General features: G+C 56.4%; 13 protein-coding genes. 10 read left to right on the forward strand and 3 right to left on the reverse strand.

The genetic code is table 11. The features are described from left to right. Positions 1–113 precede the first annotated feature (113 nt). The 4 genes from HGO37_RS23560 (at position 114) to hspQ (ending at position 3,415) form a co-directional block, all read left to right on the forward strand. The gene (locus tag HGO37_RS23560) at positions 114–452 is read left to right on the forward strand and encodes a P-II family nitrogen regulator (RefSeq protein WP_007753933.1); all 339 of its coding nucleotides are present in this window, start codon (positions 114–116) and stop codon (positions 450–452) included. Positions 453–526: 74 nt separating this feature from the next. Then, positions 527–1,936: a type I glutamate--ammonia ligase gene (gene glnA, locus HGO37_RS23565; RefSeq protein ID WP_192490979.1), complete on the forward strand. Its 1,410-nt coding sequence runs from the start codon at positions 527–529 to the stop codon at positions 1,934–1,936. 161 nt (positions 1,937–2,097) lie between these two features. Next, positions 2,098–3,036 carry a DMT family transporter gene (locus tag HGO37_RS23570; protein WP_192490978.1) on the forward strand — a complete coding sequence of 313 codons (939 nt, stop codon included), beginning with the start codon at positions 2,098–2,100 and terminating at the stop codon, positions 3,034–3,036. Between the two features lie 49 nt (positions 3,037–3,085). Continuing rightward, complete coding sequence (gene hspQ, locus HGO37_RS23575) at positions 3,086–3,415, forward strand: heat shock protein HspQ (RefSeq protein WP_192490977.1); 330 nt, start codon at positions 3,086–3,088, stop codon at positions 3,413–3,415. 143 nt (positions 3,416–3,558) lie between these two features. Here the strand turns inward: hspQ and HGO37_RS23580 are convergent, their stop codons facing one another. Beyond that, entirely contained in the window at positions 3,559–4,206 is a 648-nt protein-coding gene (locus HGO37_RS23580; RefSeq protein ID WP_192490976.1) for an invasion associated locus B family protein, read from the reverse strand. Positions 4,207–4,482: 276 nt separating this feature from the next. On the opposite strand from HGO37_RS23580, the gene HGO37_RS23585 reads away from it, so the two are divergent. The 4 genes from HGO37_RS23585 to HGO37_RS23600 all read left to right on the forward strand — a co-directional run bounded on the left by HGO37_RS23585 (position 4,483) and on the right by HGO37_RS23600 (position 9,304). Further along, the gene (locus HGO37_RS23585) at positions 4,483–6,312 is read left to right on the forward strand and encodes an extracellular solute-binding protein (RefSeq protein ID WP_250985500.1); all 1,830 of its coding nucleotides are present in this window, start codon (positions 4,483–4,485) and stop codon (positions 6,310–6,312) included. A 149-nt stretch (positions 6,313–6,461) separates the two neighbouring features. Beyond that, on the forward strand, positions 6,462–7,133 hold the full coding sequence (locus tag HGO37_RS23590; RefSeq protein ID WP_250985501.1) for a DsbA family oxidoreductase: 672 nt from the start codon (positions 6,462–6,464) through the stop codon (positions 7,131–7,133). A 56-nt stretch (positions 7,134–7,189) separates the two neighbouring features. Further along, positions 7,190–8,134 (forward strand): DMT family transporter, encoded by a 945-nt coding sequence (locus HGO37_RS23595; RefSeq protein ID WP_250985502.1) that lies wholly within the window; start codon positions 7,190–7,192, stop codon positions 8,132–8,134. A 168-nt stretch (positions 8,135–8,302) separates the two neighbouring features. Beyond that, positions 8,303–9,304, forward strand: coding sequence for a hypothetical protein (locus tag HGO37_RS23600; protein WP_250985503.1), 1,002 nt, complete (start codon positions 8,303–8,305; stop codon positions 9,302–9,304). 4 nt (positions 9,305–9,308) lie between these two features. Here HGO37_RS23600 and mfd read toward each other — a convergent pair whose 3' ends face one another. Then, on the reverse strand, positions 9,309–12,806 hold the full coding sequence (gene mfd, locus HGO37_RS23605; RefSeq protein ID WP_192490971.1) for a transcription-repair coupling factor: 3,498 nt from the start codon (positions 12,804–12,806) through the stop codon (positions 9,309–9,311). 144 nt (positions 12,807–12,950) lie between these two features. Further along, positions 12,951–13,247, reverse strand: coding sequence for a succinate dehydrogenase assembly factor 2 (locus tag HGO37_RS23610; RefSeq protein ID WP_250985504.1), 297 nt, complete (start codon positions 13,245–13,247; stop codon positions 12,951–12,953). Between the two features lie 318 nt (positions 13,248–13,565). On the opposite strand from HGO37_RS23610, the gene recG reads away from it, so the two are divergent. Continuing rightward, a complete protein-coding gene (recG, locus tag HGO37_RS23615) occupies positions 13,566–15,671 on the forward strand; it encodes an ATP-dependent DNA helicase RecG (protein ID WP_250985512.1) in 2,106 nt (701 codons plus the stop codon). A 15-nt stretch (positions 15,672–15,686) separates the two neighbouring features. Further along, the gene (locus HGO37_RS23620) at positions 15,687–15,974 is read left to right on the forward strand and encodes a hypothetical protein (protein ID WP_250985505.1); all 288 of its coding nucleotides are present in this window, start codon (positions 15,687–15,689) and stop codon (positions 15,972–15,974) included. Positions 15,975–16,158: the final 184 nt, after the last annotated feature.

A 16,158-nucleotide genomic window follows, 5' to 3' on the forward strand; every position in this document is an offset into this window, starting at 1 on the left:
GCTTTTTTGAGAAAAAATACAAAATCTTCGTTTCAATTTGGCATGCTATGTGCATTCTGTTCGGGAGGCGGGCAGACCCTGCTTTAACGGGAGAAGCGGAGAGATATTTTCAAATGAAAAAGATCGAAGCGATCATTAAGCCTTTCAAGCTCGACGAAGTGAAGGAAGCCCTTCAGGAAGTCGGTCTTCAGGGAATAACTGTAACTGAAGCAAAAGGCTTCGGTCGCCAAAAAGGCCATACCGAACTTTATCGCGGTGCTGAATACGTCGTCGACTTTCTGCCCAAGGTGAAGGTCGAGGTTGTTTTGGCTGACGAAAATGCAGATGCAGTGATCGAAGCAATACGAAATGCGGCCCAGACAGGCCGTATCGGTGACGGCAAGATTTTCGTCTCGAATGTAGAAGAAGTCATCCGTATCCGGACAGGTGAAACGGGCGTTGACGCCATATAAAAAAGCACCTGAGTCCGGAAACTGGCTCAGGTAAATCGCCACCTCGTCATCCCACACTCAAGGAAAACCTTAAAATGACGACTGCAAATGATATCTTGAAACAGATCAAGGACAACGACGTAAAGTTCGTCGATCTGCGCTTCACGGACCCCAAGGGCAAGCTGCAACACGTTACCATGGACGTTGTCTGTGTTGACGAAGACATGTTTGCCGATGGCGTAATGTTCGACGGCTCGTCTATTGCCGGCTGGAAGGCTATCAACGAATCCGACATGGTTCTGATGCCCGACCCTGCGACGGTTCACATGGACCCATTCTTCGCACAGTCCACCATGGTCATCCTTTGCGACATTCTCGACCCTGTCTCGGGTGAATCCTACAACCGCGACCCGCGCGGCACTGCCAAGAAGGCAGAAGCCTACCTCAAGGCATCCGGTATCGGCGACACGGTTTTCGTTGGCCCCGAGCCAGAATTTTTCGTCTTCGACGACGTCAAGTACAAGGCCGACCCGTACAACACCGGCTTCAAGCTTGATTCTTCCGAGCTGCCGTCCAACGACGACACCGATTATGAGACAGGCAACCTCGGCCACCGTCCGCGCGTCAAGGGTGGTTACTTCCCTGTTCCGCCAATCGACAGCCTGCAGGACATGCGTTCCGAAATGCTCACGGTTCTCTCGGAAATGGGCGTTGTCGTTGAAAAGCATCACCACGAAGTGGCATCTGCCCAGCACGAACTTGGTGTGAAGTTTGACACGCTGGTTCACAGCGCCGACAAGATGCAGATCTACAAATATGTCGTGCACCAGGTTGCCAACGCTTACGGCAAGACCGCAACCTTCATGCCGAAGCCAATCTTCGGTGACAATGGTTCGGGCATGCACGTTCACCAGTCCATCTGGAAGGGCGGCAAGCCAACCTTCGCTGGCGACGAATATGCAGGTCTGTCTGAAAGCTGCCTGTACTACATCGGCGGCATCATCAAGCACGCCAAGGCCATCAACGCCTTCACCAACCCGACAACCAACTCCTACAAGCGTCTGGTACCTGGTTATGAAGCGCCTGTTCTGTTGGCATACTCCGCTCGTAACCGTTCTGCTTCGTGCCGTATTCCATTCGGCTCCAACCCGAAGGCAAAGCGCGTTGAAGTCCGCTTCCCGGACCCGACACAGAACCCGTACCTCGGTTTTGCAGCAATGCTGATGGCTGGTCTCGACGGCATCAAGAACAAGATCCATCCTGGCAAGCCAATGGACAAGGATCTCTACGATCTTCCTGCAAAGGAATTGAAGAAGATCCCAACCGTCTGCGGCTCGTTGCGTGAAGCGCTTGAAAGCCTCGACAAGGACCGCAAGTTCCTGACGGCTGGCGGCGTGTTCGATGACGACCAGATCGACAGCTTCATCGAGCTGAAGATGCAGGAAGTCATGCGTTTCGAAATGACCCCGCATCCAGTCGAATTCGACATGTACTACTCGGCTTGATAATGGATATGCGCTGGCTCTGCTGGCGCATTTCTTTTTTAAGCGGCGGCTCACGGGCCGCCGTTTTTTATGGCATCAATTCAATTCTTATTCGTGGGTCGCACAGACCGACACGCGAACTGGCGGTATGGCCAGACATTGCCTGAAGTGGAATACAAGACATGAGCGCAGAAACCTCGCAACCCCGGCTGTTAGACTGGGTCATCTTCCTTCTTGCGCCCTTGTGTTTCGCTACCAACATCATTTTCGGCCGCGGCGTGATTGGCGAAGTCGCCCCTTTCACCACCGCCTTCATTCGCTGGACCGCATCGGCTCTCATCATGGCGCCCTTCGTTTATGCCGACCGCAAGGCCTGCATCGACTTCGTGCGCAACAACAGCATGTTGTGGCTGGTCATCGGTTTTCTCGGCATGGGTATTTGCGGTGGCGTCGTCTACTGGTCGCTGAACTACACATCCGCTGCCAACGGCACGCTGATCTACACGACATCGGCGCTGTTCATCATCATCTTCCAGCGTTTCTTCCAGAACCGGCCGATACGCCCGCTGGAAGTTGCCGGCATGATCATCGCTTTTGCCGGCGTGACCGTCATTGTGCTGAAGGGTGATATCAACGCCCTACTGCATCTCAACTTCAACCTTGGCGATTTCGGTATCCTGACGGCCGCCATTGCCTTTGCGGTCTATTCGCTGCTTTTGCGCAAACCTGCCGTCAACAAGCTGAAGTCCTTCAGCCTGTTTGGTCTGATTGCCGCATCAGGCGCCCTGGTGCTGCTGCCAATTACGGTGGTGGAATTTGCGCAAGGCGGCAGCCTGCCGGTTACTGCCACAGCCTGGATGAAGATGGCTGGCATCATTCTCATCGCTTCACTAGCGGCATTCCTGTGTTTTACCCATACGGTGCGGGTGTTTGGACCCACCACGGCCGGTGTGACGCTCTACATCATGCCACCAATTTCCATCGTGCTGGCCTGGCTATTTCTTGCCGAAACTTTCGAAACCTATCACGCCATAGGGATCGTTCTTGTCATGAGTGGCGTTATTCTTGCAACAGCGCCAATCGGGCGACGCATGAAAGGGCCAAAAACCATAAACACTTGATATCTGCAGCAAGACGTCCCAAATTATTCTTCGAAAGGATGTTTCAGCCATGAAGCAAAGAAATGCAAAATTCACGATCGGAGAAGTGGTTCGTCACAGGATATTTCCTTTCCGCGGCGTTATCTTTGATGTCGATGCGGAATTTTCCAATACGGAAGAATGGTGGAACTCGATACCGGCAGAAATCCGTCCCGAACGCGACCAGCCCTTTTATCACCTGCTGGCCGAAAACGATGACACGGAATATGTCGCCTATGTTTCGGAACAGAATCTGATCCATGACGATAGTGGAAAGCCTCTGCGCAATCCCAACATCACCAGGATCTTCGATACGGATTCCGGCGGCCACTTGAAACCCAAGCCGATCATGTCGCACTAAACACAACAGAACCGGCCTCCCAGGCCGGTTTTTTTGTGGGCGCGCGGGGGAAGCATAACCCCTCCCAACGCTCCCCACCCCAAAAAACGCGCATAAAAAAACCGGCCACAGGGGCCGGTTTTTTCTGTCTCTTGCGAAACGAATTATTGTGCAGGTGCAGTCTTTGCAGCTTCCTGAGCGGCTTCGAGCTTCTTGCGAGCCTCTTCAGCCTTCTTCTGCATGCCTTCCTGCAGGGTGCGCTGGCTTTCAGCCAACTGCGACTGCGAGATTGCTTCGCCATCATAAGCACCGGTGAAGCCGTTCAGGGCAATCTTGATCGGGTTTGGTGCGCGGCGGAAGTTGATCGATGTAAAGACCACTTCGTTGCCCTTCTTCAGGCTGGCGATCATCGCATCTGTCAGTGGTACTTCAGCGGTGCACTTGTCTGGAAGGCAAACTGCGTAATCAAGCTGAACGCCCTTGGCGCCGTCGATCTGCATCATAACGCCAGGAGGAATAAGACGTGCGGACGGCACGGAAACCTGCAGGATCTTGCGGTTTACCTTGCCTGTAACGCTGATGAGGCCAACGGCAGTGATCATCTGGCCGTTCTGCGCCAGAACAACGTTCTGAACGACGCAAACGTCGTTGTCTTCCTGCTTGGAGCAAGTCTTGAACCAGCCGAGTGGCGGTGCGCCAGCCGGAGCCGCAGCCTGCTGAGCCTGGGAAACAGCCGGGGCGGAAACGGCGCCAATGGAAAGAACGAGAGCGGACAGTGCTGTCCGGGTGAACTTGTTTGCCTTGTACATCATAAGAGTTCCGTCTCCTGAAATTCGGTCGGGTCAGTTTTGAACCTATGCCCGTCGTTGGCGCGATCCGCTTACCTGTTCAACTGTCTTTCAATTGAGGCAAATGCGTGACCCACCAATTCTGGCACACCTGTTACATGTCGAATGCGTCGATATCCAGCATTTCTTTAAGAATTTTGACGACTGCCTTAAGATTTCCCGACCATTCATGTCTGTAGACCGACGCCTGTGGTAAATTCCGCAGGAATCAGACAACCGACTTCCGCATAGGAGATTGAAATGCGCAGATGCCTGATGGCTGTCATTCCGGCCTTGCTGCTCAGCAGCGCAGCGCTGGCCGAACCTGTCCATGGCATTTCCATGCACGGCACACCTGCCCTTCCGGCAGATTACAAGAGCTTCCCTTACGTGAACCCGAACGTTAAAAAGGGCGGCAAGATTGCCTATGGCGTGGTCGGTACCTTCGATAGCCTCAATCCCTTTGTCTTGAGGGGCATGCGCACCACCGCACGCGGCGTGTGGGACCCTGATTTCGGCAACCTGCTTTATGAACCGTTGATGCAACGGTCCAATGACGAACCCTTCTCGCTTTACGGCCTGTTGGCCGAAAGTGTCGAATGGGACGACGAGCGCACCTACACCCAGTTCAACCTCAATCCAAAGGCGCGTTGGCAGGACGGCAAGCCGGTAACACCTGAAGACGTGATGTTCACGCTTGAACTGTTGAAGGAGAAGGGCCGCCCTCCTTTCAACAACCGCCTGACCGCGGTGGAAAAAATGGAAAAAGTTGGCGAACACGGCGTGCGTTTTACCTTTAACGACAAGGCCAATCGCGAAACACCGCTGATTCTCGCCTCATCGACCCCTATCCTGCCCAAACACGCCATCGATGCGGAAACCTTTGAAAAGGCAGGCCTTGGCCCGGTTGTCGGTTCCGGCCCCTACAAGATAAAGTCGATGCGCCCGGGTGAAAAGATCATCTGGGAACGCGACCCCAATTATTGGGGTAAGGATGTGCCGTCCAAGGTCGGTTTCGATAATTACGACGAAATCAGCATTACCTATTTCCTGCAGGTCAATTCGATGTTCGAAGCCTTCAAAAAGGGCGATATCGACATGTATCCGGAAGGTGATGCCATTAATGGCAATGCCGATTCGTCGCATTGGGGCAGCGCCTACAACTTCCCCGCCGCCAACCGTGGCGACATATTGAAAGAAGTGTTCGAACCGCGCCTGCCTTCTGGCATGTTCGGTTTCGTGTTCAACACCCGCAAGCCTATCTTCGCCGATGAAAAGGTGCGCGAAGGCCTGTCCTACGTGCTGGATTTTGAATGGCTAAACCGCAACATTCTCGGTGGCGCCTTCAGTCGCACCCAGAGTTACTGGCAAAATTCATCGCTGGGTGCCTATGGCAACCCGGCCAATGAAAAGGAACTGGCCTTGCTCGGCGATGCCGCCAAGCGCCTGTCACCAGAAATACTTGCCGGAACCTATATGATGCCCGTGAGCGATGGTTCGGGCGCCGACCGCAAGGTGCTGCGCAAGGCCGTCGATCTGCTGCAGGAGGCCGGTTACAAGATCACCGGTGGCCGCATGGTCGATGCCAATGGCAGACAACTGGCCTTTGAGGTGATGACCCAGAACCCGGCGCAGGAACGCATTGCACTGGCCTATCAGCGGTCGCTGAAGCTGATTGGCGTCAACATGGCCATTCGCTCTGTCGATGACGGTCAGTATCAGGCCCGGTCAAACAATTTTGATTACGATATGATCATCCGCTCGTTCCCGTCGTCGCTGTCCCCGGGTATCGAGCAATATAACCGCTGGGATTCGACCTCCAGAGATGCGCCGGGCAGCTTCAACTATGCCGGCGCGGCAGACCCCGATATCGACCGCATGATCGAGGCGCTGCTGCAGGCACGCTCCACCGAGGATTTTGAAGCCGCGGTGCGCGGCTATGATCGCCTGCTGGTGTCAGGCCACTACGTCATTCCGCTTTATTACATTGGCGCGCAGTGGGTGGCCCACTGGAAACATCTCGGCAAACCGGATGTAACGCCACTTTTCGGCTATCAAAAACCGGTATGGTGGGACAATAGAGCTCAATAACAGGCGCGCCCAATAATCCCGGCAATAATGCCTTCCAGGACCAGGAGCCATGAGGCAAAACCGGGCGGTTACGTCGAGGTAACCGGTTGAATGGCGGCGTTGAAATGCATAAATGCCTGCATATTTCAAAATTGACGTAAGGAAACACCATGCTGCGGCTTACTATTGATATCGTTTCGGATGTGGTCTGCCCATGGTGCTACCTCGGCAAGGCACGGCTGGATCTGGCCATTGCAGAAGTGCAGGACAAGATCGGTTTTGACATCAACTGGCGCCCTTACCGCCTGAATCCGGATTACCCGCCAGAAGGTGTGGACCAGAAGGCAGAGCTTGAAAAGAAGCTGGGCGGCAAGGAAAAGGTTGAAAAGGCCCACGGCATCCTGACCGATCTCGGCAAGGAAGTCGGCATTGCCTTCGACTTCGACGCCATCAAGATCGGCCCCAACACGCTGGACGCACACCGCCTCGCACTTTGGGCTCATTCCGAGAACCGCGAATTGCAGGACAAGGTCATTTCCCTGCTGTTCAAGGCCAACTTTGAAGAGGGTCGCAATGTCGGTGATCACGCTGTTCTTCTCGACATTGCCGAGCAGGCTGGCATGGACCGCAAGGTGGTTGAAAAGCTGCTGGCATCCGACGCCGACAAGGACACAATTGTCGCTGAAATTGATGCAGCGCAGCAAATGGGCGTCAATGGAGTGCCATTTTTCATTGTAGATCATCAGTACGCTATAAGCGGTGCACAAACTGCGGATGTTTTGGTCAATGCTTTTAAAGAGATTGCAAAACTCAAAGAGCAGGCTCATAGGGAATTGAACTGACCGTCAGACCTCCCGCTGTCGGCACTCCCCGCACTTAAAAACTCGAGTTTGATCCTGTGTTCGACAGCACACTGAAAGGCATTCTTATTGCCTTTGCGTCCTTCGCCGCATTCGCTTGGAGCGATGCCAGCGTAAAATTGATCGAGGGGCAAATCTCCCCGATCGAATCGGCATTTTTTGGTGCCGTGTTCGGCACGGTTGCCCTTCCATTCCTGCGCAAAAGAAAAGACCAGTGGCGCGATGTGCTGCGCACCACCAACCGGCCGCTATGGTTGCTTCGTTTCGTGTCGTCAGGCATGGGCGCCATTGGCAGTGTAACCGCCTTTACCCACCTCTCAATGGCAGAAGCCTTTGCGCTGATCTTCCTGTTACCGTCCTTCGTCACCATCATGTCGGTGGTGTTTCTGAAAGAACAGGTTGGCATCAAGCGCTGGTCCGCCGTCATCATCGGTTTTGCCGGTGTATTGATCATTCTGCGCCCAGGTTTCCGTGAGCTGTCGATCGGCCATCTCGGCGCGATCGTCGGCGGCTTGAGCGGTGCGCTCTCCATCGTCATCTTCCGCGCCATGGGCCCGTCGGAAAAGAACATTTCGCTTTATGGCGCCGGTGTTCTCGGCACGCTGTTCCTCTGTGGTCTGGCCATGATCCCGGATTTCCAGCCACCCAATGCCGAACAATGGCTGTGGCTCGCCGGATACGGCCTGTTTGCAGCACTTGCCAACGTGCTGTTGATGTATGCCGCGCAATATGCGCCAGCCACGGTGATTGGCCCAACTCAATATAGCCAGATGTTGTGGGCTATTCTGTTCGGTTATCTGATCTTCGGCGACCATGTCGACCAGTGGATGCTGTGTGGTATCGTGCTGATCATCGGTTCCGGCATGTTGACGCTGATCCGTGAAAAGCAGCGCCACACGCCGCTGCCAAGCTCGGTTGCCGCCGATCAGAACGTCGCATTGGCGATCACACCGGAAAACCAAGACACAGATACCAAGGCCTGAAAGCTCGCTTTGAACACAGCGCCCCGAAACCCATGACAGTTTCGGGGTTCAAATCCCACCGTTGACATTGGCCCTATGATGGTCTGGCCATCAGACGCCGTGACGTTTAAACCAAGGTGCATCAATACCCTCTGTTGAGGGTCAGCGCATAATTCACCTTGGCATGTCATGATACCCGTCGCACTTCCTTCCGTAGAATTTCTGGTCATTGTCGGTCTGCTGTTCCTCACCACTCTGGTGTGGTTTGTCTGGACCGTGTGGTTGCTGTTTTTCCGCAAAAGCCAGAAGCCCTGGGCAAACCACTGGTTTGCACTCTATGGCCTGACGACCTTTCCAGCGCTGTTCACCCTCTACCACGTTGTGACCTTCTCGCTGGAAATGCGCACACTGGACAGGGAGCGTGAGAATAACTTTGCGCCGACACTGACCAGCAGCGAGCGGATCGGCCAGATCGATATGCCCGAAGGCACCAAACTGCGCCTGGCGGCGGCCCAGAAACTGGAATCATTCGGCCGCGCCACCTTCCCGCATCCGGTCGAGATTGCCGGTATCAATGCGCTGGCTGTCGATCGTTACATCACCATAAAATATGACGACAGCTACAATGTCACCGGTTTTGCGCCGGATAATATGCAGGTCGTCGGCGAAGGCACGAGCGAACAGCAGGGCTGGACCTGCAAGGCGGCAACGCCAGTAGAGTTCGACGTGAATGAAGATGGCAGCGTCAAAGCCTTCAAGCGCTGTGTGCTGGCGGCGGGCAATGCGGCAGATGGCATAAGCCTGCCTTCGGGCACTGAGGTCTGGACCTCAACCGGCAATGTCTACACCGATGGTTTTACCGATACCGATCGCTGGGTGATGGACATACCACGTGACAAGACCGTGTTGGTCGACGGGCTGGAGATTGCAAGCCCGCGCATCCTGCTGGACGACCGCAAACAACTCTATGAAGTCAGCAGTGGAAGCTTGGCCAAAGACACAAGTTTTGGTGCAAACACCTATCCTGCCGGCACCCTCGTCCGCTTTAATCCGCGCCAAATCCGCGACAGTTACCCAAATGCCTGGCTGCTGACGCCGAAGGAAGGCGTCGAGGATGACGCCATTCTGCTGCCGCCTGATGGCACAGTGCTGGACCGGGCAGGCAAGGTGCTGGCCACCCTGCCCCGATAGTCTCTCAGCCCTTTGCCAGTTCCGCCAGTTGCGTCATGACCATGGCTGCACCGGCCAGACGTTTTTCCGGCGTCGGCAGGTCGCGGGTCAGGAACACGCTGTGATCCGGCCTGATCTTGGCCAGTGAGCCCTGCTTGGCGATGTACCCGACCAGACCGGCCGGGTTGGGGAATTCGCGGTTGCGGAACTGCACGACAACGCCCTTCGGGCCAGCATCCAGCTTTTCGACATTGGCGGTGCGGCACAGCGACTTGATGTAAACCACCTTGAGCAGGTGCTGCACTTCCTTTGGCAATGGGCCGAAACGGTCGATCATCTCCGCACCGAAACCATCGATTTCCGAAAGCTCGGTCAGTTCGCCAAGGCGACGGTAAAGACCCATGCGCAGATGCAGATCCGGCACGTAATTTTCCGGGATCATCACCGATGTGCCAAGCGAGATCTGCGGCGACCAGCCGCTTTCCTGCACATCGTCATCGCCCTTCACTTCGGCAACCGCCTCTTCCAGCATCTGCTGGTAGAGTTCAAAACCGACTTCCTTGATATGGCCGGACTGTTCTTCGCCCAGCAGGTTGCCGGCACCACGAATATCAAGGTCATGGCTGGCCAGCTGGAAACCGGCACCCAGCGTGTCGAGTGACTGCAGCACCTTCAACCGGCGCTCGGCCATGGTTGTCAGCACCTTGTTGACCGGCAGGGTAAACAGCGCGAAAGCACGAACCTTGGAACGACCGACACGACCCCGCAGCTGGTAAAGCTGCGCCAGACCGAACATGTCGGCACGGTGTACGATCAGCGTGTTGGCCGTCGGCACATCAAGCCCGGATTCAACGATGGTGGTAGACAACAGCACGTCATATTTGCCGTCATAGAAGGCATTCATGATGTCTTCCAGCTCACCGGCCGCCATCTGGCCGTGGGCGACGGCAACACGCAGCTCCGGCACATCCGATTGCAGGAAGGCATGAATGTCCGCAAGGTCAGCCAGGCGCGGGCAGACATAGAAACTCTGGCCGCCACGGTAATGTTCACGCATCAGCGTTTCGCGAATGACCAGCGCGTCAAACGGCGAAATGAAGGTGCGCACCGCCATGCGGTCAACCGGCGGCGTGGTGATCAGCGACAATTCGCGCACCCCGGTCATCGCCAGCTGCAGGGTACGCGGAATAGGCGTGGCAGACAAAGTCAGCACGTGAATATCGCCTTTCAGCTCCTTCAAACGTTCCTTGTGTTTGACGCCGAAATGCTGCTCTTCATCGATAATCAGCAGGCCAAGATTGGCAAAGCTGATGCCCTGACCGAGCAGCGCATGGGTACCAACGACGATATCCGTCTTCCCCTCGGCCACTTCCTTTTTTGTCAGCGCCAGTTCCTTAGTACCAACAAGACGCGAGGCCTGTTGCACGCGGATCGGCAGGCCACGGAAACGTTCCGAGAAGGTACGGAAGTGCTGGCGGGCCAACAGCGTGGTTGGCACGACAACCGCCACCTGCACGCCATTCATGGCGGCGAGGAAGGCAGCACGCAGCGCAACTTCTGTCTTGCCAAAGCCCACATCACCGCAAATCAGGCGGTCCATCGGCCGGCCAAGACCAAGATCGTCACGGATGGAATCGATGGCGTTCAGCTGGTCTTCGGTTTCATCATAGGGGAAACGCGCCGCAAACTCGTCGTAAAGACCATCCGGCGCCACCAGCACCGGTGCCTTGCGCACCATGCGTTCGGCCGCCACGCGAATAAGATCGCCGGCCATATCCAGCAGGCGTTTCTTGAGCTTGGCCTTGCGCATCTGCCAGGCGCCACCGCCCAGCTTGTCGAGTTGCGCTTCGGCAGCATCGGAACCGTAACGCGACAGAAGATCGATGTTTTCGACCGGCAGGAACAGCTTGGCATCATCGGCATAATGCAGTTCCAGGCAGTCACGTGGCGCACCCGCAGCCTCAATGGTGCGAAGCCCGACGAACTTGCCGATACCATGTTCAGCATGCACGACCAGCGAACCGACATCGAGACCGGCCACTTCCGAAATGAAGTCGGCGGCCCGCTTGCGACGCTTGGAGCGGCGTACCATACGGTCGCCGAGAATATCCTGTTCGCCAATGACAGCGAGATTGCCGGTTTCAAAGCCGGCTTCAAGGCTCAGCACCGCAGACGCCGCCTCGCCCTTGCCGAGCTTGTCTACCTCTTTCAGCGCCTGTATCGGCTTGATCTTTTCAAGGCCGTGTTCGTTCAACACCTGCAACAGGCGGTCGAGAGAACCTTCCGACCAGCCGGTAATCAGCACCTTCCAGCCCTTGGCGCGCTTGTCTGCAATGTGCTTGACGGCAAGATCAAACACATTGACCCGCTCTTCATCGGTATTTTCGGTGACGGGCCGTGCCCACCGTGGCCCGGTATGGGCATCCAGCGTCGCAACCGGCCGACCGGCAACATCATGTTCATTGAACGGTGTCAGGCGAATGGCGCTGACGGCCTCCAGCGTCGCCTCGAAGCCCTTTCCGTCAAGGTAGAGCTGGCCCGGGGATACCGGCTTGTAGGGTGCGCCCTGCGTTGCGCCCTTGGTCTCGCCGGAGGTGCGGCGCGCTTCAAAATAGTCCAGCACCAGCTTGGAACGTTCGGCCGCAGCCTCGCGTGCCGTATGGTCGGTGACGATGCGGAAGCCCGCGAGATAATCGAAGGCCGTTTCCAGCTTTTCGTAAAACAGCGGCAGCCAGTGTTCCATGCCGGCATAACGGCGGCCTTCGGATACGGCCTGATAGAGAGCGTCGTCGCGGGTCGCGGCACCAAACAGCGACAGGTAATTCTTGCGGAAACGGGCAATCGTATCCGGTGTCAGCGTCACTTCGCTCATCGGGTTGAGATCCAGCGAACGCGCCTGTCCAATGGTGCGCTGGCTGGCCGGATCGAAGGTGCGAATGCTTTCCAGCGTATCGCCAAAAAAGTCCAGGCGCACAGGCTCTTCCGTGCCGGGCACGAACACGTCGAGAATGCCACCACGCACGGCAAATTCGCCGACTTCACGCACCGTCGCTACACGGTCAAAACCGTTGCGCTCCAGCCGTGCAGCAATGTCATCCATCCGGATCTGGTTGCCGGGCTTGGCCGAAAACGCCAGACTTTCAATGATGTCGCGCGGCGCCATCTTCTGCAACATGGCATTGACGGTGACGAGAACGATGGCCGGATGCGGTTTCTTGCCGTGGCTGATCAGGCCGGACAATGCCGCCAGCCGCCTTGCCGAGGTGTCGGCACTGGGTGACACGCGGTCATAGGGCAAGCAATCCCAGGCAGGCAGCGTCAGCACCGGAATGTCAGGCGCAACGAAACCCAGCATCTGCTCAAGATCGGCCATGCGCTGGCCATCGGACATCACATAGGCGATGGATTGCCCGGTGCGCGCCATCTCCGCAAGCAAGATCGCTTCCATGCCTGACGGCACATTGCCGATGGTCAGGGATGTATCGAAGGAAAGAACTGTCTTGGCGTCAAAACCGGGGATCATGGGCGTGTACTTCACAAACTTGACGCATGCCGCAGAAAAACAGAACGGTTTTTGCGAAACGACAGGCGTAAAAACAAACAGTTAAAGCGTGACGCATGAAGCCGTTTCATGCGGCGAGCCCTGATCAGTTGGTAACCGGCCTGATCAGTTGGTGACCGGATCGAAGTCTGGCCGGTAGGAAGCAATGCGTTCAAACAGCGGTGTCTGGAAACGTTCTGGCACAGGCAGAGCGCCCGTCACCATCTTTACGAGGTCATTGTCTTCCTCGTTCATAATGACTTCCAGCTCGTCCAGTTCCACGTCCGTCAGATCGGCAATGTTTTCCTCAGCAAACTGGCCCAGCACCAGATCCATTTCGCGGATACCACGATGCCAGCAACGGTAGAGGATCCGTCTGCGACGCTCATCGAGGTCCACGCTGCTTCTCACCAGTCCTGTCATCGTATTTCCTTCCTGTACGGGTGCACGATACGCGATCCGGTCATGCCATCTGCCGCTTCATTCCCACCCCTGTTGTCAGTTGTTATCACAGACAACAGGAACAGCCGAACTTTGCGGGAAAACAACCGGATCGAAACTGCCAGCGTGCCCTTCAATTCATGCCTTATATATTGCGATCTCCTATAGAACAGGACAGGAACGTTTGGGAACCTGTTTTGTGCATTTATTTGCGTCACATCCGCAAACTGCTGGTGAAAAAACGCTGTTTATCTGCTGGCAGCTCTTGCATTGAACGACACCTTCCCCGATTTTGCCGCCATGCGCCCAACACTGCTTGACCCGTTATTTGCCTCCATCTCGACACTGCCGGGCGTCGGTCCGAAACTTGCCGACCTGTTGGCAAGGTTGCTGGGCCGCGAAAATGCCGATGACTGCCGCGTTATCGACCTGCTGTTTCACGCCCCGTCAGGCGTTATCGACCGCAGAAACCAGCCCGGAATTGCGCTGGCACCAACCGGCTCCATTGTCACCATCAAGGGACGTGTGGACCGCCACCAGCCACCACCACCCGGCAATCGCTCGGTTCCCTACCGCGTGTTCATTCACGATGATACCGGTGAGCTGGCGTTGACCTTTTTCCATGCCAAGGGTGGCTGGCTGATGAAGGCGCTGCCGATTGACGAGGAAGTTCTGATCAGCGGCAAGGTCGACTGGTTTAATGGCCGCGCCTCCATGGTGCATCCCGATTTCATGGTCAAAGCCTCGGAAGCAGAAAACCTGCCGCTGATCGAGCCGGTTTATCCGCTGACCGCAGGTCTTTCCGCCAAGGTGCTGCGCAAGGCCATTGATAATGCCGTGACCAGACTGCCGGATCTGCCGGAATGGATTGATGAAACCTTGATGGTACGGCAGGGTTTTCACGACGCCCGAGAAAGTTTCCGCCTGCTGCATGACCCGCGCGATGGGCTGGATATCGATCCGCAGTCGATCAGCCGGCGCAGACTTGCTTATGACGAATTTCTGGCCGGGCAGCTTTCGCTGACCCTGGTGCGCCAAAGGCTACGCAAGGTTGCGGGCAATCCTGTGGTCGTGAAGGGGGACATGGCCGCCGGCATCCTGCACGCTCTGCCCTTTTCCATGACCAACAGCCAGCGGGCTGCAGTCGACGACATCCTGAAAGACATGGCCGGTGACACCAGAATGCTGCGCCTGTTGCAGGGTGACGTCGGTGCCGGCAAAACCCTTGTGGCGCTGATGGCCATGGCAACGGTGGTCGAGGCCGGCGGACAGGCCGTGCTGATGGCCCCGACAGAAATTCTGGCCCGCCAGCACCACGCCACGATTTCGCGATTTGCTGCCGCGGCCAATATCACGGTTGAGGTTCTGACCGGCCGCACCAAGGGCAAGGAACGCCAGGCGATCGAGGAACGCATTGCCTCTGGCGAGGCGCAGATTATCATCGGCACCCATGCGCTGTTTCAGGATAGCGTCAACTACAAGAACCTGCTGCTGGCCGTGGTCGATGAACAGCATCGTTTTGGCGTCCACCAGCGCCTGCGGCTGACAGCCAAGGGCATCACGCCGCATATGCTGGTCATGACTGCCACACCCATTCCCCGCACGCTGGTGCTGGCCGCCTTTGGCGACATGGATGTGTCAAAGCTCACCGAAAAACCGGCCGGCCGCAAACCCATCCAGACCGTGACCATCCCGACCGAACGTTTGGGCGACATTATCGACCGACTGCGCAGCGCTATTGCAGAGGGCAAGAAGGCCTACTGGATTTGCCCACTGGTCGAAGAGTCAGAAGAAGTCGACCTGATGTCGGCCGAGGAACGCCACGGCGTTCTCTCAAAGGCCATCAATGCACCGATCGGCCTCATTCACGGCCGCTTGAGCGGACCGGAAAAAGACGCCGCCATGCTGGCCTTCAAGAATGGCGAAACACGGCTTCTGGTGGCAACCACTGTCGTGGAAGTGGGTGTTGACGTGCCAGACGCCACCATCATGGTCATTGAACATGCCGAACGTTTCGGCCTAGCCCAGCTTCACCAGCTGCGCGGCCGTGTCGGACGTGGCGACGAAGCCTCCACCTGTATTCTGCTTTACAAGGGGCCGCTGGGCGAAACCGGAAAGGCGCGACTTTCCATCCTGCGCGACAGTGAAGACGGCTTCCTGATCGCCGAGGAAGACCTGAAACTGCGCGGTGAAGGCGAGGTTCTCGGCACCCGCCAGTCCGGCACGCCGGGTTTCAAGATCGCCAGCCTCGAAGCCCATTCGGACCTCCTGGAAATCGCCCGCAAGGACGCCGCCTATATGATTGACCGCGACCCGGAGCTTACCAGCCCGCGTGGCCAGAACTTGCGCGTTCTTCTTTATCTTCACCGCCGGGATGAGGCCATTCGCTTCCTGCATGCAGGGTAATGTCAGGAAAACATCATGACCACAGATATCAGACCGCCGTCGGCCTATACCAAGGGCTACGCCCTTTGTTCGCCGGACAACATCCTGCAACCGGACAGCTTCCGCCACACGGAGGCCAAGGCCATCGCCGCCAGGTTTCGCAAGAAAAAGAAGCGCAAGAAACAATGGAAAGAGGCGCAGGACGAAGGCTGGACGGTAAAATTCGTCTATATGCGCATGTTCGTGCCGGTGTTCTATTCCTCCAACACCGAGCGCGCCGAACAGGACAATGACAACACCTATGACGAGGATGACTATTCTTGAGTGGGTAGTTCGATTCTGGCAAGGGGCACCAATATGCTATTGCTAGCTTCGCCCCCCCCTCATCAAGTCAGTCTTGATTGATTGTTTTCGTACTCTTTGAGCCTTGCATTTGCGATGACGATGATGTGGCGCATGAGGGCACCGAGCGCTGTGAGTTTGGATTTGCCTGCGGCCAGTAGACGTT

This window comes from Rhizobium sp. CG4 (assembly GCF_023701965.1).
Taxonomy (GTDB): Bacteria; Pseudomonadota; Alphaproteobacteria; order Rhizobiales; family Rhizobiaceae; genus Agrobacterium.